The sequence below is a fragment of the Mariniluteicoccus flavus genome (assembly GCF_054776655.1).
Genome location: NZ_BAAHBN010000005.1, coordinates 224,418 through 248,715, shown reverse-complemented (window position 1 = coordinate 248,715; position 24,298 = coordinate 224,418). Strand labels below are relative to the sequence as shown.

Genomic DNA, 24,298 nt, shown 5'->3' with positions numbered 1-24,298 from the left:
GGTCAGGTCTGCGAACCCGGGTTCTCCCCGCGGAGCTGCTTCTGCGACGGCGAGTCGCCCAGGTCCCCGACGATCGCGTTGGCGTTGCGCGGATAGAGCAGGTAGCGCGCGCCCAGGTTGATCATGGCCTGGATGCGGTTGCGGCCGCCCAGCAGGAAATAGAGGTGGAGGACGACCCACATCACCCAAGCGATCAGGCCGGTGAACTTCGGGCCCTGCTTGAGCTGGACGACGGCGGCGCTGCGGCCGATCGTCGCCATCGTGCCCTTGTCGGTGTAGTGGAACGCCTCGGGCTCGCGACCCTCCTCGACGGCCTTGATCACGCCCGCGACATGGGCACCCATCTGCATCGCCGGCTGGGCCAGCTGCGGCAGCGGGCTCGACTCGATGAGCGCGGCGTCGCCGACCGCGTACATGCGCTCGTGTCCCTGCACGCGCAGCGCGTCGTCGACGACGACGCGGCCGCCGCGGCCCTGCGGGACGCCCCACTCCTTGACCGCGTCGTGGCCGCCGACGCCGGCGGCCCAGATCACGAGGTCGGCCTGCTGGGTGGTCTCGTCGGCGAACGTGACCTCGCCGGGGCGTACCTCCTTGATGGCGGTGTTGAGGCGCACGTCGACGCCGCGGTGCTGGAGCTGGCGCAGCGTGTAGTCGCGCAGCGACTCGTCGAACGGAGGCAGCAGCGTCGGGCCCATCTCGACGAGGATGACCTCGACGCGGGCCGGGTTGATCTCGGGATAGGCGATCGGCAGGCCGATCGACTTCATCTCGGCGAGCGCGCCGGCCATCTCGACGCCGGTCGCGCCGCCGCCGACGACGACGGTGACCAGGCGCTGGTGCTGGTCCTCGGTCGTCAGCCGCTCGAGCTGGCCGAAGATCACGTCACGCACCTCGAGCGCCTCGGCGCGCGTGTAGATGGAGCGGGCGTACTCGCGGGCGCCGGGGATGCCGAAGAAGCTGGCGCCGACGCCCTGGGCGAGCACGACGTGGTCGTACGCGAGGGGCTCACCCGCGTCGACGATCACGCGGCGGTTCTCGGTGTCGATGTCGGTGACGCTGGCGCGGCGGAACCGCATGCGGCTGCGGTGGCGGGCCGCCAGCGAGCGTAGCGAGTGGGTCACATCGCCGGGGTTCAGGCCGCCGGTGGCGACCTGGTAGAGCAGCGGCTGGAACGTCGTGTAGGGGTGGCGGTCGACCAGGGTGACCCGATAGCCGTCCTTGATGAGTGCGCGGGCGGCGTTCAGGCCGGCGAAGCCGGCACCGATGACCACGACGTGAGGAATCTCCATGTCTCCATTGTCCCTTCCGATGCCCAAGGGCCGTACGCCGGGGGCTACCGAGAGGTAACGTCACAGGTCGGCATCGACCTCGGCGGCCCCGTCGCGGGGACCAGGCCGGACACCCTAGATTTCGTCCGTTCCCCTGCAGGTTTCCCGCACGACCCTGATGATCAAGGAGTCCGGATGTCCACGACCGCCCCAGCCGAGAGCCACGAGAAGGAGACCGGACTCGCCGGTGTCGCCCAGTCGCTCGCGCGGTTCACCGAGAAATGGTTCCCCGACGCATTCGTGTTCGCCGCGTTCGGCACGGTGCTGGTCGCCGTGGCCGTGCTCATCAACGGCGGCAGCCCCGTCAAGATGGTCCAGACGTTCGGCGACGGGTTCTGGGACCTCACCGCGTTCACGCTGCAGATGGCCATGGTCGTCGTGACCGGGTATGTCGTGGCGACCTCGCCGCCCGCGACTCGGCTGATCGAGGCGATGGCGCGCGTCCCGAAGAGCCCGCGCGGCGCCGTGGCGTTCGTGGCGCTGATCGCGCTGGTGGTGTCGCTGCTCAACTGGGGTCTGTCGCTGATCATGGGCGGGCTCCTCGCGCGGGCCGTGGCCCGGCGTACGGACCTGAAGGTGGACTATCGCGCCCTGGGCGCGGCGGCGCTGATGGGGCTCGGCGCGGTGTGGGCGCTCGGCCTGTCGTCGTCGGCGGCCCAGCTCCAGGCGACGAAGACGTCGATCCCCGCCTCGCTGCTCAAGATCACCGGCGTGCTCGACTTCGGCAAGACGATCTTCACGTGGCAGTCGATGGTGTCGGCGGTGATCCTGATCGTGCTGACGGTGGCCATCGCGTACGCCTCGGCGCCGAAGGGGAACGCGGTCAAGACGGCCGAGGACATGGGTGTGGACACGACCGACGCGGTCGATGAGCCGGAGCCGCGGACGCGCCCGGCGGAGTGGTTCGAATACAACCCGATCCTGCCGATCGCACTGGGCCTGCTGACGCTCGGCTGGATCATCTTCCAGTTCTCGACCAAGCCCGTCGTCGCCGTGCTGTCGAACCTCAACGGCTATCTGATGGTGTTCATGATCCTGGGCCTGGTGCTGCACGGCACGCCGCGCCGGTTCCTGATGGCCGTGAGCAAGGCCATCCCGGCCGCGGCCGGCATCCTGATCCAGTTCCCGCTGTACGCAGCCATGGCCGCGATGTTGACCAAGGTCCCCGGGATGGGCGGTCACACCGTCGCCGACCGGCTGGCGACGATCTTCACCTCGTTCGGTCACGGCGGCGGGTTCGCGATCGCGCTCGCGGTGTATACGGCGTTCCTGGGGCTGCTGGTGCCGTCGGGCGGCGGCAAGTGGCTGGTCGAGGCGCCGTACGTGATGCAGGCGGCGAACGACCTGCAATACAACCTTGGCTGGACGGTGCAGATCTACAACATGGCCGAGGCCCTGCCGAACCTGATCAACCCGTTCTTCATGCTGCCGCTGCTGGCGATCCTGAAGGTGCGTGCGCGTGACCTCGTGGGGTTCACGTTCCTGCAGTTCCTGATCCACACGCCGGTGGTGCTGCTCCTGTGCTGGCTGCTGGGGTCGACGTTCGCCTACCAGCCGCCGGTCGTGCCGTGACCTGAGGGTTTGCGACCATGGATGTTTCATCGACCTGCGCGCAGGGCGACGTGAAGCAGGTCGAGTCCCACAAGATCACGTGCACGGTGGTGGGCGACGACAAGGTGGAACTGGTCATCGACTGAGGACCGCGTACGTCTCCACCCCTCCCTGTATTAGCGACCGCTACTCACACTCAGCACACCTTGGAAGGCGTGCTGAGTGTGAGTACGGGTCGCTAATACAGCTCAGTGGCGGGGGTTATCCACAGATTGTCGCCGTGATCGGTTTTTGGCGTTCCGCAACTGGTGGGCTGGTGCAATGCAAACGCGCCCCCTCATCAGCACCGCCCAGTTCCTCGCCTCCGGCAGAACCGCAGCCGATCTCACGCGCATGCTCCGGTCCGGCGAACTGTTTCGCCTCCGCCGGGGGGTGTACGCGTGGTCGGTCGACCTCGACAAGGTCCCGTCGCGAGACCTCACCATCGATGACCGAGTGAAGCGTCACCTCCAGCTCCTCGAAGCCACGGCGCCCGCTCTCGCCAAGGAGTCCGTCATCAGTCACGTGTCGGCTGGACTGATTCACGATCTCCCCGTTCCGCTCCATCAACTCGATCGGGTCACCACGCTCCGCGATGGCAGCGGTCAGGGTCGCCTGACCGCGAACTGTCATCTCCGTCGGTCACAACTGCCCGATCATCACGTCATCATCCGTGACGACAACGACCTTGCCCTCACCTCGTTGGAGCGAACGGTGGTCGATCTTGCCCGGACGCTGGAGTTCCGAGACGCCCTGGCCGTCGTTGACGTCGCGCTGGCGCGCGAGGTCGAGCGCGAGGCGTTGATCGCTCACCTGTTGCCGCGAAACCCCGGCAACGCACAGGCCCGCCGGGCGATTGCGCTCGGAGATGCTCGATCAGAGTCCCCCGGCGAATCCCGCTGCCGGGCAACGATGCATCTCGCGGCGCTTCCCATGCCGGATCTCCAGGTTTCGGTCGTCGACCACAACGGGGAAGAGGTTGCGCGATGCGACTACGGGTGGGAGGCGTACGGCTTGGTCGGCGAGTTCGACGGCATGGTCAAGTACGGGAGGCTTCTCCGTCCTGGGCAGTCTGTCGACGACGTCATCCGAGCGGAGAAGCAGCGTGAGGGACGCATTCTCCAACAGGGCCGATGGATAGCGCGTTGGATCACGCCCGACCTGAGGAACATCGCCCAGTTCCGGGCCGGCGTACTGTCCTCCCTCGCGGCAGCGCGGGGCCGCCGAACGCCCTGACCCCCTCCGGATTAGCGACCGAAAAACACACTCAGCACGCCGTGCACGGCGTGCTGAGTGTGTTTAAGGGTCGCTAATACGGGTTTGGGGGGTACGGGCCGGCTGCGGTCAGTCAGGCTCCGGCACGAAGCCTGCCGTCCACCGCGCCATGAGCGCGAACACCTGTTCCCGCACCGGCGGCGCCGACAGCACCAGGTCGTGTACGCCGCCCTCGAACCGGCCCACTGTCACCAGCGGGCCCAGCTTCACCGCCCGCTTCGCGATCTGGTCGACGTCGAGCACGATGTCGGCCGACTTCAGCTGTTCCGACCAGCGGCGCGCGAAGTTCGAGTGGCCCGACGCCATCACCAGCACCGGGCAGTCGATCCCGAGCCCCGCGGCCACCTTGGCGTGGCCCTGCAGCACGGCCCGGAGCCAGCCCACCCTGATCAACATGTCCGGTGACGACTTCCACGCCTCGTCGTAGTCCCACTCACCCCCGTGGCGCGTCAGCAGCGACCGCGAATAGAACCCCGTGTCGCTCAACGGGATCACCGCCGAAGGCCGCTGCGTCCCCAGGGTCTTGATGATCGGCGCGCCCAGCGTACGCAGCAGCGGCGTGCCCTGCAGGTCCAGCCACGGCGAGTTCAGCACGACGCCGGCGAAGCGGCCCGGGCGCACGTCGGCATACAGAGCCGCCACCAGACCTCCCGTCGAGTGTCCCATCAAGACGATCTGATCATGGTCCTCGGCCACCACCGCGTACGCCGCGTCGAGCTCGTCGGCGTATTCGTCGAGGTCGACGGTGAACCCCATGAACTGGCCCTCGCGCCACGACCGCCCATAGCGACGCAGGTCGACCGCGTGGAAGTCCCAGCCCTGAGCCGACCAGAACTCGGCCAGGTGGGTCTGGAAGAAGTAGTCGCTCCACCCATGCAGATAGATCACCGCGCGCCGTGACCCGGGGCGCGCCACCGGACGCACCAACGTCGCCACCAGTTCGCCCTCGGGCTCGCCCGCCGCCGCGACGGCGTCGGGGAGGCTCAGGACGAGGGACTCGAACCCCTCGAGCACGTCGGGCTGCCACGTCAGGGGGTGCGTACTCATCTGCCCATCATGGCGCAGACCCGGCCACCGCGCCCCGACCGGCCCGCGCGCACCCCCACCATGGCAGGGTCTGTGCCATGGCCGACACCACACGTCTGGAGTTCACCGAAGGTTCCAGCGCGAAGTTCTGGAAGGTGACGGTCGACGGCGCCACGGTGACGACCACCTGGGGTCGCCTCGGCACCGACGGCCAGACCAAGGTCACCACCGAAGCCGGCCCGGAGGCCGCCGCCGCGTCGGCGGCCAAGCAGATCGCGGCCAAGGAGAAGAAGGGGTACGCGGCCCCCGGCGCGCGCCCGGAGAACGCGGACGCGGGAAGTACTCCTCCCCCGGAGGACCCCGCCGAGCCCGCTCCCACCCCGCCGAAGAAGCGCCGGCGCACCCTCGATCCCTCGTCGGACCTCGCCGTGCTCAAGAAATGGTGGAAGAACCTCAGCGGCACCCATTTCCTGGCGCTGCCCCCGCCCACCCCGAGCCGCTACACGCAGGGCCACCTTCACGAGGACGCCGCCGAACTGGCCGAGTTCCCGCCCGACACCGGCTATGCCGGCTGGCACTGGCAGTCCCACGAGCGCAGCTTCGACCGCGACGGGCGGATCATCTCGGCCCTCTATCTCCACTGGGGCGGCGATCGCTCCGTCGTGCGCGACCACCTGGAGCAGGCCCCCGACGGCTGGGTCCTCAGCGGTGGCGACTCCGACGACGCGGCGTTCGTCCTCGACCGCGAGACGGTGCTGCGGCCCGACGGCCTGCCCGACCCGAGCGACCCCGCGTCCGTCCGGCACCTCCTCGAGCGCCTCGACGAGCCGCTCGACCGCCGCACCCCCTTCTTCGCCGACCCCGATCCGACCCCGGCCGAGACCCGCTGGCTGAAGGAGTTCATCACCGTCCACGACGACCTCGACACGATCGCCGGGGTCGCCGGCCACCCCACCCGGCGCCGTCTGCTGACGATCGCCGAGCTCGACGGGTTCGTCGGGCGCTGGCTGGACTCGTACGCCGATGTCCCGCTCGATTGGGAAGCAGGGGCCGAGACCTTGATCAACATGCTCGCCGTCGACCACCCACGGGCGTGGGAGGTCGTCGACCGCGCCGGCAGGGCGGCCGACAGAGTGCTCATAGAGTTCCCCTCCGAGCGGTCCCTCGAAATCGTCCGCGCCCACGCGCTCGCCGGCGACGCGGCGAGCCTGTGGCCCTGGCTGGCGCTTCAGCGCTCGGTCGCCGGCGGTGACGCGCTGGATGCCGCCACCGTGTTGTACGCCGACCTCGCCGCTCCCGCCAACGAGCCCACCCCCGGGAATCTGCGCCGGCTGGAGAACGCGCTGCGCAGCGAACTGATGGACGAGAGCCACGCCGCTCCGCCGTTCATTCCCGTTGCCGCCCTACGCATAGCCACCGATGAACGACTCCCCGCGCCGCTGCGCCGGGCGGCCGCGTACGACGCCGACGACGAGCTCCCGCGGGCCCGCGAGGCCGCGCAGGGACGCGACGACCAGATGGCGGACATCGCCCGCCGGGTCACCGCGCTCTTCGAGGAGCAGCGCGCCTCGCTGCTGGCCGGTTCTGGCCCGGACCTCACCCAGTACGAGGGCGGCCTCGCCGACACGTTCTCCCAGTTCCGCGAGCTGTCCGCCGACCAGGAGGCGTGGCTGCACGCCCAGGTCGCCGATCCCGACACCGAGACCCAGGGCCTCGCGTACTGCCTCGAACTCCTCGTTGCCCACGGGCGCGGCACCGCCGCCGACCTCGACGCGCTCGCGCCGCGGTGGAAGAAGGTGCTGGCCAAGAACTACCGCACGACCTACACCGAATGGCGGCACCCGCTGGTGACCCTCACCGCGCTCGCGCGCGACCTTGATCATCCGCTGCGCCACGACCTCGAGAAGTGGTGGCAGAAGTCGAAAGCCAAGTGGGCCGACGACCTGCGCCTCCTGACTCTGGCGGGTGCGCCCGACGAGGCCGCCGCTGCGGCGCTGTGGGCCCACGTGGCGGAGAACGACTACGTGCCCGCCCATTGGCGGACGTGGATGCTGGTGCGGTCCCGCCTCGACGGGCGGAGGCCGGTGGACGCCGGGGCCGAGGCGTACGCGGACCCGCCCACCCGGTTCACCCACGAGATCGTCCACGCGCTGATCGCGACGGTGGACCCGGCGCAGCCGCTGTGGCACTACAGCTTCGACCCCAGCAGCCTGGGGTGGCTCGACCGCACGTTCGAGGTGGCCGAGGACGCGACGCTCCCGCGGGGCCTTCGCCGCAGCGCGCTGGAGAACGCCGAGGGGCACCGGTTGTTCGCGTATCCCGACCAGATGCGCGACGTCGCCTCAGAGGCCGGCGCGGCCTATGCGGACCGGCTGGGTCGCGTCAGGAACGAGCTGGGCGCCGGCGGCTGAGCCGGGCCTGCGAGTCAACTCGACTTGCGCAGGCCGTACCCGTCGTAGCCCTCGTCATCGGAGTCGTAACGTTCCGCGAGGTCGGCGTACGCGTCGGGGACATCGACCTCTTCGGCGGCGGACTCCTCGGAGTCAGCGCCCTTGAGCTCACGCTCGAGGGCCGTCAGGTCCATGTCGAAAGACTGGTACTTCAACTCGCGAGCGACCTTGGTCTGCTTCGCTTTTGCACGGCCGCGCCCCATATGGGTCGACCCCCTCGCACTCGTACGCCTGCGGCTTGCCGCGGCTATCAATGGTTAATGTCGTGGGGACAGGCTACCCAATGAATGGGCTGGCACCAAGCAGGCGCCGCGCGCCGCGTTCAGGAGGCCGGATGGTCGCCGACGAGGGTCACCGATCCGCCCGGGGCGTCGGTCACCTCGCCCGCGGTCCACGCCTGTACGCCGCGGTCCTGCAGGGTGCGGATCGCGTGGTCGGCGGCGTCGGCCGGGACCAGCGCGACCATGCCGACGCCCATGTTCAGCGTCGCCTCGATGTCAGCCTGTGAGACGCCGCCCACCTGCTGGACGAGGCCGAAGATCGGGTCGGGGCGCCAGGTCGCGCGGTCGATGCGGACCGAGACCGAGTCGGGGAGTACGCGGGCCAGGTTGTTCGCGAACCCGCCGCCCGTGATGTGGGACATCGCGTGGACCTCGACGGCGTCGATCAGCGCGAGGCAGTCCTTCGCGTACACCTTGGTGGGCGTCAGGAGCGTTTCGCCGAGCGCCCCGCCGAGCTCGGGCACGTCGCGGTCCAACGCCCAGCCGGCCTCGTTCAGCAGCACGTGGCGCACCAGCGAATAGCCGTTCGAGTGGAGGCCCGACGAGGCCATCGCCACCACGACGTCGCCCGGGCGGATGCGGTCGGCGCCGAGGATCTTCGACTTCTCGACGACCCCGGTCGTGGCGCCCGCGACGTCGTAGTCGTCGGGACCCAGCAGCCCGGGGTGTTCCGCGGTCTCGCCGCCCAGCAGGGAGCAGCCGGCCTCGATGCAGGCCTCGGCGATGCCGCGGACGATCGCCGCGATGCGCTCGGGGTGGAGCTTGCCGCAGGCGATGTAGTCGGTCACGAACAGGGGTTCGGCGCCGCAGACGACGAGGTCGTCGACGAGCATGCCGATGAGGTCGAACCCGATGGTGTCGTGGCGGTCCATGGCCCGGGCGATGGCGACCTTGGTGCCGACGCCGTCGGTCGACGTGGCGAGGACGGGCTCGTCGAACCGCTTGAGCGCCGACGCGTCGAAGAACCCCGCGAACCCGCCGAGGCCGCCGAGCACCTCGAGCCGATAGCTCTTGGCCACCGACGCCTTCATCAGCTGGACCGCGCGGTCACCGGCCTCGATGTCGACGCCGGCGCGGGCATAGGCGCTGGCTTCGACTCGCTGCGCTCGCTCAGCCGTCGGTTCGGTCATTCGGACTCCTCGAGGGTCGGCTGGAGGTTCTTCTTCGTGTACGCCGGCAGTTCCACCGGATAGATCCCGTCGAAGCACGCCCGGCACAGGTCGTCGGCCGGACGGTGGGTCGTCTGGATCAGCCCCTCGAGCGACACGAACCCCAGCGAATCGGCGCCGATCGCGGTGCACATCTCGTCGACGCTCATGCCGGGCGCCAGCAGCTCCGCGCGCGTGGCGAAGTCGATGCCATAGAAGCAGGGCCACTGGACCGGCGGCGCCGAGATCCGGACGTGCACCTCGGTCGCGCCCGCCTGGCGCAGCATCGCCACGACCTGGCGCTGGGTGTTGCCGCGCACGATGGTGTCGTCGACGACGACGATGCGCTTGCCGGCGACCACGTCGCGCAGGGGGTTCAGCTTCAGCCTGATGCCGAGTTGGCGGATGGTCTGGGACGGCTGGATGAACGTCCGCCCCACGTACGCGTTCCTGACCAGACCCTGGCCGTAGGGGATGCCGGACGCGTCGGCGTACCCGATCGCCGCGGGCGTGCCGGATTCGGGCGTCGGGATGACGAGGTCGGCCTCGGCGGGGTGTTCCGCCGCGAGGATCTTGCCGATCTTGACCCGGACGTTGTGGACGCGGCGGCCCTCGAGGAGCGTGTCGGGGCGGGAGAGGTAGACGTATTCGAAGAGGCAGCCCTTCGGCTTCGCCTCCGCGAACCGCACCGATCGCAGCCCGTCGGCGTCGATCATGATCATCTCGCCGGGTTCGACGTCGCGCACGAAGGTCGCGCCGCAGATGTCGAGGGCGGCGGTCTCCGAGGCGACGACCCAGCCGTGCTCGAGCCGCCCGAGCGCCAAGGGACGAATGCCCTGCGGGTCGCGGGCCGCGTACAGGGTGTGCTCGTCCATCCAGACCAGGCAGAACGCGCCCAGGAGCCGGGGCAGGACCTCGAGCGCGGCCGCCTCCGGCGACAGGTCGGGGAACGTGGCCAGCAGGGCGGTGACGATCGACGTGTCGTTCGTCGAGTCCATGCGCTCCTTGTGGGGCACGGGCTCGCCCTGGTTGCGCTCGGCGAGCCACGCCTCGAGCTCGTCGGTGTTCGTGAGGTTGCCGTTGTGGCCGAGCGCGATGCCGCCGCGGCCGGTCGACCGGAACGTCGGCTGGGCGTTGTTCCACACGCTGGCGCCGGTCGTCGAATAGCGCGCGTGGCCGACCGCGAGGTGGCCCTTCAGCGAGTTCAGCGTGGCCTCGTCGAACACCTGAGACACCAGGCCCATGTCCTTGAAGACCATGATCTGCTTGCCGTTGCTCACCGCGATGCCAGCGGACTCCTGCCCGCGGTGCTGCAGCGCGTACAGGCCGTAGTAGGTGAGTTTCGCCACCTCTTCGCCGGGGGCCCAGACCCCGAAAACGCCGCAGGCGTCCTGGGGTCCGCGGTCGTGGGGATCGAGCTCGTGGGTCAGTCGACCGTCGGGGCGATGCACCGGATCAGCCTATCGCGTACGCCGCCCCCCGGCACCCCGCACGTCCCCGTACACTCGACCCGGTCGGAGGAACCGCCGGCATCCATGGATCGTCCCGAGACCGCGGGAGAATCGTGCAGGCCCTTGACTGGCTCCTCACCCGCAGCGAGCGCGCCAACGCCCAGACCCGCCTCGACGACCGCCACGGCGGCGACCAGGCCTGGTCCCACGGCAACCGCGTACGCCCGATCGTGCACGGCCGCCACTATTTCGCCGAGCTGTACGCCAGGGTCGAGGCCACCCGACCCGGCGACACGATCTGGTTCACCGACTGGCAGGGCGACCCCGACGAGCAGCTGACCGACGACCCCGACTCGACCATCGCCACGGTGCTCGGGCGGGCCGACGAGCGGGGCGTGGACGTCCGCGGGCTGGTGTGGCGCTCCCACTGGGACAAGCTCGCCTTCTCCGCGGAGGCGAACGCCCACCTCGCGAAGGAGCTGCAGGAGTCGGGGGCCGAGGTCGTCCTCGACATGCGCGTACGCACCGGCGGCTCCCACCACCAGAAGATGGTCATCATTCGCCACGGCGACGATGCGAGCCGCGACATCGCGTACGTCGGCGGCATCGACCTGTGCCACTCGCGGCGCGACGACGCCGCCCACGCGGGCGACCGCCAGGCCGACCTGATGGCGCCGGACTATGGGAAGACACCGCCGTGGCACGACGTGCAGGCGGCCCTCCAGGGGCCCGTGGTGTTCGACGTCGAGACCGTGTTCCGGGAGCGGTGGGAGGATCCGACCCCGCTCAGCCGCTTTCCCATGTATCGCTGGCAGGACCGCATGAGGCGCCTCGACGTCCACCCCGATCCGCTTCCGGACCAGGCTCCCCCGCCCCCGCCGGTCGAGGGCGGCACCCACACCGTGCAGCTGCTGCGGACCTATCCGAACCTGCGCCACGGCCGCGACTATCCCTTCGCCCGCGGTGGCGAGCGATCGGTCGCGCGGGGCTATTCGAAGGCGATGGAGAAGGCGCGGCGGCTGGTCTATGTCGAAGACCAATACCTCTGGTCGGAGCAGGTCGCGTCGTCGTTCGTGACCGCGCTCGAGGAGAACCCCGAGCTCCACGTCGTGGCCGTCATCCCCTACGTGCCCGACCAGAACGGGCGGCTCTCGAAGTTGCCGCAGCTGCTGGGACGCGAGCGGGCGATCAGCCGCATCCACGCGGCGGCCCCTGACCGCGTCGCCGTCTATGGCATCGAGAACCACGCCGGTACGCCGGTCTATGTCCACGCCAAGGTCTGTGTGATGGACGACATCTGGGCGAGCATCGGGTCGGACAACTTCAACCGGCGATCATGGACCCACGACTCCGAACTCACCGCCGTGATCATGGACGAGCGCGGCGACGACCACTCGGTGTTCGCGCGGCGGCTGCGACTGACGCTGGCGGCGGAGCACCTCGACCGGCAGGTGTTCGACGGGCTCCCGAGCGGGGACCTGTCGCCGCTGCACCACCCGGACGTGTCCGATGAGCAACTGGCGCGGTTCGACGCGGCGATGGCCGACCTGGCCGACCCGCGCGCGATGTTCCGGGCGTACGCGACCTGCGCCGCCCGTCTCGACGCCTGGCACGACGGTGGCCGGAAGGGCCCGCGGCCGGCGGGCCGCCTGCGTCGCCTGCCGCCGCCGTCGCTGAACCCGTTCACACGGACGCTGGCCTGGGCCCCGTATCGGTTCATGCACGACCCGGACGGCCGGCCCAAGCCGCTGCGGGCGAAGAAGGAGTTCTGAGGGTAGGTCGGTCGTCGGTCGGTCGTCCCTCGGTCGGTCGTCCCTCCCTCGCCCAACTTGTGCACACCGCTGCACGAGTTGGGTCGACACGCCGGGGCGATCACGCAACTCGCGCACACGCGACGGGTCACCTCACGCCCGGCGCCGCCGCCATTCCATGATCACGTCGTCGACCACGACCGTACGCACGAACACGGGTACGCCGTCGGGTCGCTGTTGGGCGTCGCGGATGCGGGCGTTGAGGTCCTCGACGATCGCGCGCGCCCGCTCCTCCGTCGCGACGTCGGCCAGCGTCTTCTGGATCTCCTCGCGTTCCTTGCGCAGCTGCAACCGCACGGGTGGCGGCGGCGTGATCCCCTCGCGCTCGAGCTTCGCCCGGATCCACCAGTTCTCGTCGGAGGTGTCGAGGTTCTTCAGGGGCTTGCCGGCACCCGGGAGGTCGTCGAACTCGCCGCGCTCCATGGCCTCCCGGATCTGGCGATCGATCCAGTTCTCGAACTTCGGCCGCTCCGACCGATCCTCCCGCCCGACCATGATCAGACCCCGTCCGCCAACCGCTCCAGGAACAGCGCCTCCGACCGGCACGCCTTCGCGAAATCGCCCAGGTGCAGCGACTCGTCGATGCCGTGCATGCGCGAGTCGGGGTCGACGACCGCCGACACCAGCACCATCGCGTCCGGGTGGAGGTCCATGAACATCTGGGCCAGCGGGATCGACCCGCCCATGCCGATGCGGACCGGCTCCACCCCGAAGCCCTCCGCGTACGCGGCCTGCGCAGCCTCCGCGTACGCCCCCTCGAACGGGATCAGGCAGGGCTTGCCCGAATCGCCCGGCGTGACCGTGACCCGGGCGCCGAAGGGCGCGTGCTCCTCGAGATGGCGAGCGACCGCCTCCTGAGCGCGCTTCGGGTCGTCGCCGGGGGCGATGCGCAGGCTCAACTTGGCCCGCACCGACGGGATCAGCGTGTTCGACGCCTTGGCCACCGTCGTCGTGTCGACGCCGATGACCGTGATCGACGGCTTGGTCCACATGCGGGAGACCGCCGGGCCGTCGCCGATGAACCCGACCCCGTCCAGCAGCCCCGTCTCGGCGCGCAGCCGGTCCTCCGGATAGTCCAGGTCCGGCGCCTCCGCCTCCACCAGGCCGGCGACCGCCACGCTCCCTCGCTCGTCCCACAACGAGTCGAGCGTCCTGATCATGGCCAGCATCGCGTCGGGCGCCACGCCGCCGTATTGCCCCGAGTGCAGCGCGTGGTCGAGCGTCGCCACCTCGACGGTGATGTCGGCCATGCCGCGGAGCATCGACGTGAACGCCGGCTTCCCGACCTCCCAGTTGCCGGAGTCGGCGATGATGAAGACGTCGCAGGCGAGCTTGTCGCCGTGGCGCGCGAAGATGTCGGCGAGGGACGGCGAGCCGATCTCCTCCTCGCCCTCGATGAACAGCGTCACCCCGACCGGCGGCCGCCCGTCGAAGGCGCGCAACGCGGCCAGGTGGACGCCGATGCCGCCCTTGTCGTCGGCGGCGCCGCGCGCGAACAGCCGGTCGCCGCGTTCGGTCGCCGCGAACGGCCCCGTCGTCCAGCGCGACTCGTCACCGGTGGGCTGGACGTCGTGGTGCGCATACAGGCAGACCGTCGGTTTTCCTGCTGGTGCAGGGAATCGGCCGATCACCGCGGGCTTGCCGCCCTCGGCCACGATCTCCACCTCGGGACACCCCACGTCGCGCAGCTGCTGGGCCACGAACTCCGCCGCCCGCTCGACGTCGGCAGCGCGCTCGGGGTCGGAACTGATCGACGGGATCGCGATCAGCTCGGCGAGGGTCTCGCGGACGGACGGGAGGACGCGGTCAACGGCGGCGGTGATGTCGGAGGTCATGTGGCCGACTCTAGCCACGGGTCAGGTGACGCGACGAGGGGCGTACGCCCCCGCGTACGCCCCTCTGCCTGTGGTGTGAAGACTCAGACGCCGGTCTTCGCCAGGCCGCCGCGATCGCTCTTCGGCGCCGTCGTCGACGGCGTGCTTGTCTGCTTCTTTGCTCCCGGAGCAATGAAGGACGACTGCGCGGACCCACCGACGGCATCGGGTTCGTAGGCGCCGACGTGATAGCGCGCACCCGCCGTCCAGCTGCCGTTGGGCTTCAGCACGATCGTCGCCCGGCCGGAGCTGTCCGCCTTCGCGGACCCCGTCGCCTCGGCCTGGACCTGGTCGAGGACACCGGCGGAAGCCTCGACCTGGCTGCCGGGTCGCGCCCCGGTGACCACGACGACCGCGGGCGACGTCGCCGTACGCGGGGCCTGGACCGTGATCGCGAACGACGCCTTGGGCCTGGTCGTGCTGGGCTTCGCGGTCGCGGTCGCGGTGGCGCTCGGCGCCGGCGTGGGCGCCGCGATGGCGGTCGACATGGTCGCCAGGCCCATGGCAACGGCGGCGAGGGAGGCGACGACGAGGGAACGGGGCGAGGTGGGGCGAACGGTCATGATGTCTCCTGAGGGGCGATGGGCGCCTCCTTGGCGCCTCACCCACCTAGAGTCCGCGGACACGGCGAATGTTCCCGCACATCCTTGTGCACAAGAGAAAAGGCGGGTCGGCGTACGCAACCGCGTACGCCCACCCGCCCTCGCTCAGACCCTTCAGGTCACCACCCCGTCTTCGCCAGGCCTCCGTTGGTGTCCTTGGGGCCGGAGCCCTTCGCCCCCGACCCCGGCTTCGGCGTCGTCGCACCCGTGCCCGCCGCCGGCACCACGAACGTCTTGATGATCGGCTTCTCCGCGTCGCCGACCTGGAACGTGAAGATGTACGGCGTCCCCACCGGCCACCCCTCATCAGGCGGCGTGATGGTCATCGTCACGACGCCGTCCTTGTTGGCCTTCAGGTCGTCATAGATGTAGGGCGCCTCCTTGGTCCACCCCTTGGGGTAGCCGACGACCGTCAGCCACTCACCCGGCTTGGTGCCGGTGATCGTCACGTCGACCGAGTCCCGCGGACCCTTGGGCGGCGCCCACGTCACGCGTACGCGGCTGCTCGCCTCCGTCGACTGGCCGGCCTTCGGCATGGTGAAGCTCGCGAGGGCGGCGCCCGGACCGTTGTGGGCGTCGTCGTCGGCGGTCACCTGATGCAACATGCCGGCCTCCCAGCCACCGGGCGGCGCGGGGATCGTGACGACGGCGCGGCCGCGCGCGTCGGTCCGCCCGGTCCGCTGGGCATCGATGTCGTTGAGGAAGCTCTGATAGATCGTCACCGTCACTCCCGCGTTGGGCTTCGCGCCGGTGATCGTCACGACGGCCGGGGACATCGGGGTGGCCGACGCCTTCACGCTGCCGCGAACGATCCCTTGTAGCCGCTCCACCGCGGGACGGCGAACGTCCCTCTCAACATGGGGCCGTCGCTGCCGACGCTCGCCCACCACAGGAAGGTCGTGTTGGAGGGCCACCCCCGGCTGGGTGCGGCCAGCGGGATCACGACATTGCCCCTGGCGTCCGCGGTGGCGCTCTCGATGTGCTGGGGCTGATGCCCGTTCGGGACGCCGGTGTTGATCACCACGCGGGCCCCCGGCGTGGTCGTGAATCGGGCGTACGCGGTGCCCGTGGGCGAGGTCGGCGGCGTGACACCGCCGGTGAGCTTGCGGGGCGCAGCGGTCCGCGAGGGCGTGGCGCTGGGCTTGGCCGTCGAGGCCGCCGTCGGGCTCGAGGGCTTGGTGGAGGAAGTCGGCGTACGCGTGGGCGTGGCCGAGGGCTTCGCCGAGGCCGAGGGGGCGACGGTCGTCACTGGGGTCGGCGTGGGCGACGGCGCCGCGAGCGCCGTGGACATCGTGGTGGTCAGCACGGCCACGGCGGCGAGGGAGGCGAGGAGGACGGGACGGGTCGAGGGCGGGCGGATGGTCATGGTGGGCTCCTGTGGGGCGATGGGCGCCTCCATGGCGCCACATTCCCTAGATGCCTTTGACCACCGGTTTCTTCCCCATCACGAACCCGTCTTCGCGAGCCCGCCGCTGGAATCCTTGTCGCGGACATCGGTCGGGGCCGGCTTGGGTGTCGACGGACTCCCCTGCGTCTGCAGGAACGGGATGGGATCCGTTGTGGTGCGGGGATTCGCGAGATCGGCTCCCCGCGGATAGAACTCGAAGTGCAGGTGGGGCCCGAACGTCTTGCCGGTCACGCCCACGTGCCCGATCACGTCGCCCCGGCGTACGCGCTGGCCCGGCTGGACCGTCACGTCGCGCAGGAAGGTCGACAGGGTGGTGCCGGCCGCGCCGTGGTCGATCATGACGTTGTTGCCGGCCCAGGCGCCCGCCTGCGACGCGATCACGACGCCGTCGCGCACAGCCAGGACCGGGGTGCCGATCGGCGCCACGAAGTCCTGGCCGGCATGGAACCGATGGGGCTCGGGACCCATCTGCCCCCATCGCGCCCCCAGCGTGTAGCTCCCCTCCGCGATCGGAGCGACGGCCAGGCGTACGGGGGTCGGCGTGGGAGTGGGAGTCGCGGAGGCTGACGGAGTCGGTGTCGGCGTCGGCGCCGCGTACGCCCCCGCCGGCAGCGCGGCCAATCCGACCGCCACCGCGGCGATCACACCGACGCGCTTCACGCGTGGGCCCCCATCGCGGCCGGGATCGTCTTCCGCCACGCCTCGGCCAGCTCGTCCAGCGACCAGTCGCACAGACCCTCGACCTCCAGCCGTGCGCCGTCCCCGGCCGCAGTCACCACGCCGAGGCGCGTGATCGGCAGCGCCGCCAGCGTGCCCGTCGCCGAGTCGCGGAACCGCTGCACCTGCTCCGGCGCCACCGACACCAGCACGCGCCCGGCCGACTCCGACCACAGCGCCACTGTCGGGTCGCCCTCGACGCGCACCCACGCACCGAACCCCCGGCGTACGCAGGCCTCGAACAGCGCCTGCCCCAGCCCGCCGTCGGCGAGGTCGTGGGCGGAGCGCAGCAGCCGCTCGCCCGACGCCCAGACCAGATAGTCGGCCAGTCGCTTCTCATGATCGAAGTCCAACTCCGGCGGCAGGCCCCCGAGATGATCATGGACGACCTCGGCCCATGCCGAGCCCGACAGTTCCTCGCGGGTCTCGCCGATGAGCCAGATCTCGTCACCCTCGGCCGCGAAGCCCATCGGCGTACGCCGGGCCACGTCGTCGATGACGCCGAGCACGCCCACGGTCGGCGTCGGGAGGATCGCGACGTCGCCGGTCTGGTTGTAGAACGACACGTTGCCGCCGGTCACCGGCGTGCCGAGCTTCGCGCAGCCCTCCACCAGGCCCTCGATCGCCTCGACGAACTGCCACATGCAGGTCGGGTCCTCGGGCGAACCGAAGTTGAGGCAGTCGGTGACCGCGACCGGCTGGGCGCCCGTGGTGGCGACGTTGCGGTAGGCCTCCAGCAGCGCGTGCTGGGCACCCTTCCGCGGGTCGAGGTAGGCCATGCGCCCGTTGCAGTCGGTCGACAGGGCCACGCCGAGGCCGGTCTCGGTGTCGATGCGGAGCATGCCGGAGTCCTCCGGCTGGGCCAGCACCGAGGCGCCGCGGACGTAGCGGTCGTATTGGTCGGTCACCCACGACTTGTCACACAGGTTGGGTGAGGCCACCATTCTGATCATGGTTTCCTTGATCGACTCCGCACTGTTGTCGCGGCGCAGCGCGTTGGCCGAGTTGGCCTGCACGCGCTCAAGGCCGTCGGGCCGCGCGTACGGGCGGTCGTAGACCGGGCCCTCGTGGGCGACCGTACGCGGGGGCACGTCGACGATGGTCTCGCCGTGCCAGGTGATCTTGAGCCGGTCGCCGTCGGTGACCTCGCCGATGACCGTGGCGAGCACGTCCCACTTGGCGCAGATCTCCATGAAGCGCTCGACGTCCTTGGGCTCGACGACCGCCATCATGCGTTCCTGCGACTCGCTCATGAGGATCTCCTCGGGCGAGAGCGTGGAGTCGCGCAACGGGACCCGGTCGAGCTCGACGGCCATGCCTCCGTCGCCGGCCGACGCCAGCTCGGAGGTCGCACACGAGAGGCCGGCACCGCCGAGGTCCTGGATGCCGGAGATCACCTTCGCGGCGAACAGCTCGAGGGTGCACTCGATCAGCAGCTTCTCCATGAACGGGTCGCCCACCTGCACGCTCGGGCGCTTCGCGGGGCCGTCGGCGTCGAACGTCTCCGAGGCGAGGACCGAGACGCCGCCGATGCCGTCGCCGCCCGTTGCGGCGCCGTAGAGGATGACCTTGTTGCCGGTGCCCGACGCATGGGCCAGGTGGAGGTCCTCGTGGCGCAGCACGCCGACGCACAGGGCGTTCACGAGCGGGTTTCCCGCGTACGTCTTGTCGAACACGACCTCGCCGCCGACGTTGGGGAGGCCGAGGCAGTTGCCGTAGCCGCCGACGCCCGCGACGATGCCGGGCATGACGCGTTTGGTGTCCTCGGCGTCGAGGGGGCCGAAGCGGAGCGGGTCCATCACGCCGATCGGGCGGGCGCCCATCGCGAGGATGTCGCGGACGATGCCGCCGACACCGGTCGCGGCGCCCTGGTAGGGCTCGACATAGGACGGGTGGTTGTGGGACTCGGCCTTGAACGTGACCGCGTAGCCGTGGCCGATGTCGACCACGCCGGCGTTCTCGCCGATGCCTGCCAGCAGCGGGCCGCGCGGGGTGTTCTGGTCGAGTACGCCGAACTTCTTGAGGTGGACCTTCGACGACTTGTAGGAGCAGTGCTCCGACCACATCACCGAATACATCGCGAGCTCGGCCGACGTGGGGCGGCGGTCGAGGATCTCGCGGATCCGGGCGTACTCGTCCTGCTTCAGGCCCAGGTCGCGCCAGGGCTGCTGGACATCGGGGGTCTGCTGGGCGTTGTCAACGGTGTCGGCCACGGGGGCAATCTATCGCGATCGCCGGGGTCGGGGGTGGCAGCGACCCCGGCGAACGGGACAGGTCAGAATCCGGTCTTCGCGAGGCCGCCGGACCCGGTCTTGGGCGTGGTCGCGGTGGAGCCGCCGGGGGTGGAGGTGCCGGGGGTGGAGCTGCCGGGGGTGGACCCGCCCGCACCCCACCGCGGCACGGTGAAGGTGCCGTGGAGTTCCTCGGCGCAATAGTTGCCCTCCTGGGCCCGACAGAACGACCCGACCACGTAGTTCTGTGTGGTCCCCGCCGGCCATCCGCCCGCAGGGGCGCGCAGCCGAAGCACGGCACGGCCCTTGGCGTCGGCGGTCGCCCTGGCCTCCAGACTGGGGCCGTCCGCCGTGATCCAGACCCCCAGATTGACGTACGCGTGCGGCTGGTTGCCCGTGACGGTGAACACCACGTCAGCGTTCGCCGAGACCGGGCCGCTGACGCTGCTGACGCGCGGATCCATCGCCACCTCCGCCCAGGAGGGCATCGTCAGTTCTCCGCGGTGGGTGCCCAGCTTGGTGGGGTCGTTGACGTACACCTGGTAGTAGTGGCGGGCGCCCGACACCCAGCCACCGCTGGGAGCGGGCAGGCTGATCGTGACGCGGCCGCTCGTGCCGATCACGATCCCGTCGACCTGCACGAAGTCGGCTCGGCCCTCGATGCCTTCACCGCTCGTCCGGTCGGTGACGGCTCCGAGCCGGGTGCCGGCCGAGCCCTCGACATTGAGGGTGATCGGCGCGTAGCGCGTGGCCGGAGCGGTCGCGGAGACCCGGAGCTGGATCCGCTCGGGCGTGGCGGGCTGACTGGGGGTGGCGGTCGGAGTCGGCGGGGCGATCGTCGGCGACGGGGACGCGATGGGCTGGGGCGACCCGACCACCGACGGGGTGGCGGTGGGCTGGGTCGATGACGGCTTGGCGGACGGCGTGCTCGAAGTCTTGGCGGACGGCGTGCTGGACGGCGTGACCGACGGGGTCACTCGAGGCGTGGCCGACGGCGTCGGCACAGCCACGGCGGTGCCGGCTCCGAGGAAGACGGCGCCGCTGACGGCGAGGGTGGCGAGGGAAGCGGTGAGGACGTGACGGGCGGACATGGCGGGCTCCTGTGGGGCGTGGGCGCCATCGTGGCGCCACCCGTCTTGAGTCGGCGTACGGCCCGCGAGTTCCGGCCGGTCCGCTGAAGATCTGCTAGGAGTTGGGGAAGGGAGGCCACAGGATCGAGTTGATCGAACTTTCCGAGGTGAAAAGTGCACAGGTGCGCGCAACACGCCGAGCGAACGACCCCCCAAGCCACGCAAAGCGCACAGGCGTGCCCAAAACACGACCCGGGCCCGAGCGCGACCAGGGGCCCGCCCCCGACCCGCCTCGCCCCACCACCCTCACGCCGTGACGCGCGCCAGGAACCCCTCGACCGACGAGAACAGACCGCGGCCGTCGAGCGTCGGGCTGACGAGCTCCTCCACGTTGTGCTCCGGGTGGGGCATGAGCCCAACGACGTTGCCGCGCGCGTTCGTGATGCCGGCGATGTCGTTGATCGAGCCGTTCGGGTTGCCGCCGACATAGCGGAACACGACTTGGTTCTCGCCCTCGAGCCGCTTCACCGTCTCGGCGTCGGCCTGGAAGTTGCCCTCGCCGTTCTTCAGCACGATCGTGATCTCGTCACCCGCGGTGAACCGGTTCGTCCACACCGTGTCGTTCGTCTCGACGCGCAGGCGCTGGTCGCGGCACACGAAGGTGCGTACGTCGTTGCGGATCAGCGCGCCCGGCAGCAGGTGGGCCTCGCAGAGCACCTGGAAGCCGTTGCAGATGCCGAGCACCGGCATGCCGCCCTCGGCGCGCCGGATGATGTCGGTCATCACCGGCGAGAACCGCGCGATGGCGCCGCAACGCAGATAGTCGCCGTAGGAGAATCCGCCCGGCAGGATCACCGCGTCGACGCCCTCGATCGAGTCGTTGGCGTGCCACAGCGGCACCGGCGTCATGCCGCACACCTCGACCGCGCGCAGGGCGTCGCGGTCGTCGAGCGTGCCGGGGAAGGTGACCACACCGATCTTCGGGGTCACTTCTCCTCCTTCGCCCCAGCCACCTGACCGGCCTTCTCGTCCACGGCCTTGTCCTCGACGTGGACCTCGAAGTTCTCGATCACCGTGTTGCAGAGCAGGGTCTCGGCCGCCTCGCGTACGCGGGCCACGGCCGCATCGTCGATCTTGCCGTCGAGCTCGATCTCGAAGCGCTTGCCCTGGCGCACGTGGAGACCACTGAAACCGAGCCGTTCGAGGGCTCCGGTGACGGCTTTGCCCTGTGGATCAAGGATCTCGGGCTTGGGCATGACTTCTACGACGACTCGTGCCATGGCGGCGATCCTATCGGCAAACGTACGCCGCCCCGCACGCGTTCGCTGCGCGCGTCCCGGCTCGATCGGATCAGAGCGGGCGCAGCGAGCCGAGGATCTGGCGCTCGAGGTCCTGCGAGACCTCCTTGTCGACGCCCACGTCGGTCGCGATCACGAGGGTGGCCTTGCGGTTGGCGTCCAGCGGGATCGACGCGACGGTCAGGCGGGCCTTCGGCGACGGGCAGTCGGTGCCGGGGCTGCCCACGTCCCAGGTCGCGGTCGCGACCTGCGCGTCGGTCGCACCGTTGTTGACCTTGACCGTGGACACCGCGGGCTCGGGCACGGGGTGTTGCGTCTTGGTCTTGTAGTCGTACTGCGCGAGCCGCGTCCACATCTTCGCCACGGCGAGCGCATCGCCCTCGGGGTTCGCCTTCGACCCGAACGTGATGAAGCCGACGCGGGCGCGGTCGGACATCTTCTTGTTCTCACAGAATCCCTGCATGTAGACCCCGCCGCAGTGGGCGATGATCATCTCGTTGTTCTCGCCCTCCTGCCCCCACACGATCTCGGGCGAGTTGGACCAGTCCGCCGGCACGTCGAACGCCGCGCGGTCGCGCGTGCTGGCGATGGCCTGCCAGCCGGCGACCTGGGCCGGCACGGGGGTCATGGGGCACGAACTCGACTGCGACGAGCTGGCAGACGCCGTCGGGGTCGCGGTGGGAGCGGCCGTACGCGTGGGCTGGGCAGTCGGCCGCACCGTGGTGGGCGCGGGCGTCGCGGCGACGCCACCGCCGCCCGAGGGGCGCAGCAGGAACCAGCTGAGGCCGCCGACGAGCGCCAGGACGAGGACACCGATCCCGATCACGAGGGCCGGACCGAGGCCCCCGGAGGACTTCCTGGGTCCGCCTGGACCGGTCGGGCCGGGGCCGTGCGGGCCGCGAGGCCCCCCGGGTCCCTGCGGGCCTCCGCCCTGGGGCCAGCCGCCGGGGCCAGGCTGCTGCTGCCAGCCTTCCTGCTGGGGAGGCTGCGGGCCGGGCCCCTGCTGGGGCCAGCCGCCGGACTGGCCGGGGCCGGACTGACCGGGTCCCGCGTACGGGCCGGGGTTGGGCTCACCCCAGCCACCGGGCTGCTGCGGGGGCTGACCGCCCGGATAGTTCGGCCAGCCGGACGGGCCCTGGTTGCCCTGGTTGCCCGGTCCGGACCAGCCGCCCTGCCCGCCGTTGCCCTGTCCCGGCCATCCACCCTGGTTCGTCATGGGCGCATCGTAGGGCCCTCCGGGACCATCCACCATCCCCGCCCACCGCGTATTAGCGACCCCAAATGTCACTCAGCACGCCCTGCAGGGCGCGCTGAGTGTGTTTTGAGGTCGCTAATACGGGGGGACCACCCGTACGCAGGCGCCGCGGGTCAGGCGAACGTACGCTCCGTCAGCCGCTCGTACGCCTCCACGTACCGCGCCCGGGTGGCCGCGACGACCTCCTCCGGGAGGGCTGGCGGGGCCGTCTCCGAAGCACGGTCCCAGCCCGAGTCACGGGTCAACCAGTCGCGGACATACTGCTTGTCGAACGAGTCCAGCGACTCCGGCCACGCCGCCGCCTCCCAGAACCGCGACGAGTCGGGCGTCAGCACCTCGTCGGCCAGCACGATCGTGCCGTCGGGCCGCGCGCCGAACTCGAGCTTGGTGTCGGCCAGGATGATGCCGCGGTCGCGGGCGATGCGCTCGGCGGTCGCGTACACCTCCAGAGTCAGGTCGCGCACGCGCTCCGCCGTCTCGCGCCCGACCGTGTCCACCACGGTCGCGAAGTCGACGTTCTCGTCGTGCTCCCCCATCGGCGCCTTGGTCGCGGGGGTGAAGATCGGCTCGGGCAGGCGCGCCCCGTCGGTCAGTCCCGCGGGCAGCGGCACGCCGCAGACCGAGCGCGACTGCTGGTATTCGACCCACCCCGATCCCGTCAGATAGCCCCGCGCCACACACTCGACCGGCACCATCTCGAGCTTCTCGCACACGATGGCTCGCCCGGCCACGTCAGCGGGCACGTCGGTCGACAGCACGTGGTTGTCGACGACTCCGGCCAACTGGTCGAACCACCACAGCGACATCTGGGTCAACACCTTCCCCTTGTCGGGGATGGTCGAGTCGAGCACCCAGTCGTACGCGGAGATGTTGTCGGTCGCCACCATCAGCATGGCGTCGGGGCGGTCGGGCAGAGCGTACAGCTCCCGGACCTTGCCGGCGTGGATGAGGGGCAGACCGAGGGACGCGAAGGTGCTCACGGGACCAGACTAACCGGGAACATTGCCCGGCCGCCCCGCATCAAGGGGGTGTCCGGGCACCGACGCCCGACCTCAAGAAGAGGGGCACGACCATGATCACCACTCCTCGCCTCTTCATCGCCGGTGCCGCGATTGCCGCCATCACCGCGGTCCCCGCCCTGGCGTACGCCGCCCCGAGCACCCCGGCCCCCAAGCCGCCGGCGTCCTCGACCACCGCGTCCGCCGCGAAGGTCTCGCTCACGCCGCCGACAGGACGGCACGGCGACGCGATCGTCCTCATCACCGGCCTCAAGCCCGACCAGGCCGTCGACATGTACGGAGCACCGGCCGGCTGGACCAAGGAGGCGCCCTACTACTACGAGGGTTTCGCCGACAGGAGCGGCACGATCCGCTTCCGCGTCGGTGCCCGGCGCGCACCGGCTGGTGACCCGACGCTGAGCACCCGCGGACGGTTCGCACCTGCGAACCGTCCGCGGGTCAGCATGTCGACATGAGACGATCGG

20 protein-coding genes and 2 pseudogenes are annotated in these 24,298 nt (G+C 70.4%); 5 read left to right on the top strand and 17 right to left on the bottom strand.

What is annotated here, in order from left to right; genetic code table 11:
• Nucleotides 1–2: 2 nt before the first annotated feature.
• Nucleotides 3–1,289, bottom strand: a complete 1,287-nt coding sequence (locus ACYVAG_RS10785; RefSeq protein WP_460769567.1) for an NAD(P)/FAD-dependent oxidoreductase — start codon at nucleotides 1,287–1,289, stop codon at nucleotides 3–5.
• A gap of 174 nt (nucleotides 1,290–1,463) precedes the next feature.
• Here ACYVAG_RS10785 and ACYVAG_RS10780 point away from each other — a divergent pair, with 174 nt between their 5' ends.
• Together ACYVAG_RS10780 and ACYVAG_RS10775 are read left to right on the top strand one after the other, a co-directional pair.
• Complete coding sequence (locus ACYVAG_RS10780) at nucleotides 1,464–2,900, top strand: short-chain fatty acid transporter (RefSeq protein WP_460769565.1); 1,437 nt, start codon at nucleotides 1,464–1,466, stop codon at nucleotides 2,898–2,900.
• 300 nt (nucleotides 2,901–3,200) lie between these two features.
• A complete protein-coding gene (locus ACYVAG_RS10775; protein ID WP_460769563.1) occupies nucleotides 3,201–4,154 on the top strand; it encodes a type IV toxin-antitoxin system AbiEi family antitoxin domain-containing protein in 954 nt (317 codons plus the stop codon).
• A 108-nt stretch (nucleotides 4,155–4,262) separates the two neighbouring features.
• Here the strand turns inward: ACYVAG_RS10775 and ACYVAG_RS10770 are convergent, their stop codons facing one another.
• Complete coding sequence (locus tag ACYVAG_RS10770) at nucleotides 4,263–5,240, bottom strand: alpha/beta hydrolase (protein WP_460769561.1); 978 nt, start codon at nucleotides 5,238–5,240, stop codon at nucleotides 4,263–4,265.
• 77 nt (nucleotides 5,241–5,317) lie between these two features.
• On the opposite strand from ACYVAG_RS10770, the gene ACYVAG_RS10765 reads away from it, so the two are divergent.
• Nucleotides 5,318–7,630 carry a WGR domain-containing protein gene (locus ACYVAG_RS10765; RefSeq protein ID WP_460769559.1) on the top strand — a complete coding sequence of 771 codons (2,313 nt, stop codon included), beginning with the start codon at nucleotides 5,318–5,320 and terminating at the stop codon, nucleotides 7,628–7,630.
• Nucleotides 7,631–7,644: 14 nt separating this feature from the next.
• On the opposite strand, the gene ACYVAG_RS10760 is transcribed toward ACYVAG_RS10765, so the two are convergent.
• The 3 genes from ACYVAG_RS10760 to purF all read right to left on the bottom strand — a co-directional run bounded on the left by ACYVAG_RS10760 (nucleotide 7,645) and on the right by purF (nucleotide 10,549).
• A complete protein-coding gene (locus tag ACYVAG_RS10760) occupies nucleotides 7,645–7,872 on the bottom strand; it encodes a DUF3073 domain-containing protein (RefSeq protein ID WP_460769558.1) in 228 nt (75 codons plus the stop codon).
• Between the two features lie 119 nt (nucleotides 7,873–7,991).
• Nucleotides 7,992–9,080 (bottom strand): phosphoribosylformylglycinamidine cyclo-ligase, encoded by a 1,089-nt coding sequence (purM, locus tag ACYVAG_RS10755; protein ID WP_460769556.1) that lies wholly within the window; start codon nucleotides 9,078–9,080, stop codon nucleotides 7,992–7,994.
• Nucleotides 9,077–10,549 carry an amidophosphoribosyltransferase gene (purF, locus tag ACYVAG_RS10750; protein ID WP_460769554.1) on the bottom strand — a complete coding sequence of 491 codons (1,473 nt, stop codon included), beginning with the start codon at nucleotides 10,547–10,549 and terminating at the stop codon, nucleotides 9,077–9,079. The genes purM and purF overlap by 4 nt, the downstream gene beginning before the upstream one ends.
• Nucleotides 10,550–10,662: 113 nt before the next feature.
• Here purF and ACYVAG_RS10745 point away from each other — a divergent pair, with 113 nt between their 5' ends.
• Entirely contained in the window at nucleotides 10,663–12,321 is a 1,659-nt protein-coding gene (locus ACYVAG_RS10745; RefSeq protein WP_460769553.1) for a phospholipase D family protein, read from the top strand.
• A 132-nt stretch (nucleotides 12,322–12,453) separates the two neighbouring features.
• Here the strand turns inward: ACYVAG_RS10745 and ACYVAG_RS10740 are convergent, their stop codons facing one another.
• The 12 genes and pseudogenes from ACYVAG_RS10740 to ACYVAG_RS10685 form a co-directional block, all read right to left on the bottom strand.
• A complete protein-coding gene (locus tag ACYVAG_RS10740) occupies nucleotides 12,454–12,855 on the bottom strand; it encodes a DnaJ family domain-containing protein (protein ID WP_460769551.1) in 402 nt (133 codons plus the stop codon).
• A 2-nt stretch (nucleotides 12,856–12,857) separates the two neighbouring features.
• Nucleotides 12,858–14,195, bottom strand: a complete 1,338-nt coding sequence (locus ACYVAG_RS10735) for a M20/M25/M40 family metallo-hydrolase (protein ID WP_460769549.1) — start codon at nucleotides 14,193–14,195, stop codon at nucleotides 12,858–12,860.
• Nucleotides 14,196–14,278: 83 nt separating this feature from the next.
• Nucleotides 14,279–14,797: a hypothetical protein gene (locus ACYVAG_RS10730; RefSeq protein WP_460769547.1), complete on the bottom strand. Its 519-nt coding sequence runs from the start codon at nucleotides 14,795–14,797 to the stop codon at nucleotides 14,279–14,281.
• A gap of 158 nt (nucleotides 14,798–14,955) precedes the next feature.
• Entirely contained in the window at nucleotides 14,956–15,633 is a 678-nt protein-coding gene (locus ACYVAG_RS10725; RefSeq protein WP_460769545.1) for a hypothetical protein, read from the bottom strand.
• The gene (locus ACYVAG_RS10720) at nucleotides 15,630–16,202 is read right to left on the bottom strand and encodes a hypothetical protein (protein WP_460769543.1); all 573 of its coding nucleotides are present in this window, start codon (nucleotides 16,200–16,202) and stop codon (nucleotides 15,630–15,632) included. Before ACYVAG_RS10720 ends, ACYVAG_RS10725 begins: the two co-directional genes overlap by 4 nt.
• 78 nt (nucleotides 16,203–16,280) lie before the next feature.
• A complete protein-coding gene (locus ACYVAG_RS10715) occupies nucleotides 16,281–16,904 on the bottom strand; it encodes a M23 family metallopeptidase (protein WP_460769542.1) in 624 nt (207 codons plus the stop codon).
• A complete protein-coding gene (gene purL, locus ACYVAG_RS10710) occupies nucleotides 16,901–19,174 on the bottom strand; it encodes a phosphoribosylformylglycinamidine synthase subunit PurL (protein ID WP_460769540.1) in 2,274 nt (757 codons plus the stop codon). The genes ACYVAG_RS10715 and purL overlap by 4 nt, the downstream gene beginning before the upstream one ends.
• Nucleotides 19,175–19,236: 62 nt before the next feature.
• Nucleotides 19,237–20,283, bottom strand: a complete 1,047-nt coding sequence (locus ACYVAG_RS10705; RefSeq protein ID WP_460769539.1) for a hypothetical protein — start codon at nucleotides 20,281–20,283, stop codon at nucleotides 19,237–19,239.
• Between the two features lie 285 nt (nucleotides 20,284–20,568).
• A complete protein-coding gene (gene purQ / locus ACYVAG_RS10700; RefSeq protein WP_460769537.1) occupies nucleotides 20,569–21,252 on the bottom strand; it encodes a phosphoribosylformylglycinamidine synthase subunit PurQ in 684 nt (227 codons plus the stop codon).
• Nucleotides 21,249–21,560, bottom strand: a pseudogene (gene purS, locus ACYVAG_RS10695) (phosphoribosylformylglycinamidine synthase subunit PurS); the annotation flags it as partial. The gene purQ and the pseudogene purS, both read right to left, overlap by 4 nt.
• A gap of 52 nt (nucleotides 21,561–21,612) precedes the next feature.
• Nucleotides 21,613–22,776, bottom strand: a complete 1,164-nt coding sequence (locus ACYVAG_RS10690; RefSeq protein WP_460769535.1) for a hypothetical protein — start codon at nucleotides 22,774–22,776, stop codon at nucleotides 21,613–21,615.
• A gap of 170 nt (nucleotides 22,777–22,946) precedes the next feature.
• Nucleotides 22,947–23,795, bottom strand: a pseudogene (locus ACYVAG_RS10685) (phosphoribosylaminoimidazolesuccinocarboxamide synthase); the annotation flags it as partial.
• Nucleotides 23,796–23,887: 92 nt separating this feature from the next.
• On the opposite strand from ACYVAG_RS10685, the gene ACYVAG_RS10680 reads away from it, so the two are divergent.
• Entirely contained in the window at nucleotides 23,888–24,289 is a 402-nt protein-coding gene (locus tag ACYVAG_RS10680; protein ID WP_460769534.1) for a hypothetical protein, read from the top strand.
• The last annotated feature ends 9 nt before the right edge of the window (nucleotides 24,290–24,298 follow it).